Annotated in this window: 3 protein-coding genes; all 3 read right to left on the reverse strand. The window is 34.1% G+C overall.

The window, feature by feature from the left end:
* Positions 1-391: hypothetical protein (locus V7149_RS23105; RefSeq protein ID WP_335347927.1), on the reverse strand; the 391-nt coding region annotated here is incomplete at its 3' end.
* A gap of 81 nt (positions 392-472) precedes the next feature.
* Positions 473-676: a hypothetical protein gene (locus V7149_RS23110; RefSeq protein WP_335347928.1), complete on the reverse strand. Its 204-nt coding sequence runs from the start codon at positions 674-676 to the stop codon at positions 473-475.
* Between the two features lie 47 nt (positions 677-723).
* A complete protein-coding gene (locus V7149_RS23115) occupies positions 724-1,344 on the reverse strand; it encodes a hypothetical protein (RefSeq protein WP_335347929.1) in 621 nt (206 codons plus the stop codon).
* Between the last annotated feature and the right edge of the window lie 515 nt (positions 1,345-1,859).

A 1,859-nucleotide genomic window follows, 5' to 3' on the forward strand; every position in this document is an offset into this window, starting at 1 on the left:
CCTCGATGTTCATTAAATAAGGATTTCCCTCCATATCTTTAAGCAGAATTGACTTAGTTCCAAAGATTTCCTCGTTTAACTGGCTATTAAACTCGTATAATCCTTCATATTCATTGTTTGAATTTACCTCAAAATAACCAAACTCATAGTATTCCATTGTTTCTTCGTTTAAATTTATATCTCCTTCTTGATCGTTCTGTTTGTGGAAGACAAAGGATTGACCATAAACATTTTCAAAGAGCTGTACATTACCACGTTCCATTGAATTACTTGCACATTCAAGGATAGTTCTGTTCGCTGGTGAAAACTTGTAAGAAATTCCTACGTAAACCCGAGCCTTAGTTTCGTTATTTGAATTAGTTGCTGCGTTACGTGCTTCGATTACTGACATATTTATTTCCTCCTCAAAGTTAAATAGATTAATATTATTTCAACTTACCTGCAATCTAAGGTGTATGTACGATTAATTATTTTAATCCTCCTTAAAGTATTCAATTCTTTCTAACAGTTCATTAAAAAGGTCAGTTAAAACTCCTCTTGTCTCATATTCGCAATCACCGAGCCAATAAATAGTCTTTACTTCTTGTTCTGTTAGAGAACGCTCTAAGGACTTAATTAGCGTTTTGGCTATTTCTTGCCGAGTAGTGTCCGGTTCAACAAACTTATATTGTGCCATTGTTCCTTCACCTCCTTTAAAGAGTAGGCGATCAGTTAAGACCGCCCTTAAACCTTTTTATAAAGCTCCAATAATTCATTTAACTTAACAGTCTTACTTTTATCAGAGTCAATCATAAAAAATCCAAACTCATGATCATGATAAAGTAAAAACTTTAATACGTCTTGAAGCATGTGAGCTTTTCTTATGTCTTCGGATTTAGTTACAGAAATCACCTCATTTATGATGGTTTGAAAAAAATCATCATGAGCATCAACTTCAATCTCAATTAATTTTCTAACCTCTTCAATTACTTCTTCTGCCCTTTGTCGGTATGATAAGTGTCTTGAAAATTCCTCTTCGGGACTATAAGATCTCGTAATCTCATGAACATTCCCTTCATCGTCAACAATTTGATCAGGGAATTCGATAAAAGTTGCATTTCGGTCTATGTATATTCGTTGTAGTTCTAACCTCTCCGAGCCTAACAAGTCATTCTTTCGAAACCAACGCTCATCTAACTTAAACATTGCTGATATTTTAGAAATATGTTTTTCAGGTATTGACTTCCTTCTCTTACCTACCCATTCATTTACTGTCTGACGACTAACACCAAGCTCTTTCGCTATATCTGATAAGGGAACTTGAAATGTCTGGGAAACATATTTTAACGGATGTACTGGTTCCATGCTTTCACCTCTAAATAAACTTACTTGTACGTTTCTATATATAATATACAATTGACGTACACGTACGTCAATACCTTTTTATAAAATATTTTCCAATTATTTTTCCTAGTAGATTTTCGCATCAAAACATATCCCTCAAATAATGAGCCCTCAATTGCTTACGTATTATGCCCGTGTAGCACCCAAATGGATTTCTAATCCGGCTTACTCACAAGTGATTGTAACGAACGAATAGACAGTCTGATGAGGTCAACAGAAGATATATTTAGCTTAATGTGATTGTTGTAGGATTATTAGAAATACAGGATGTGACAGCTTGTAAAAGAAACTATTGAACACAAAGAAAGACGGTGCTTTAAAGTTGGCATCGTCTTTTACGTAATAAGATTATTAATTTATACAAACAGCTAAGAGTAGTATTTTATAGTGGTCACATTTTGGTCACACTGGACACATTTTTCTCTAATATTATCTAGCGGTCTTTAGTTTATGCTAACCTAAATACGATGCCATGC

This window comes from Bacillus sp. JJ1503 (genome assembly GCF_036965125.1).
GTDB lineage: Bacteria > Bacillota > Bacilli > Bacillales > Cytobacillaceae > Cytobacillus.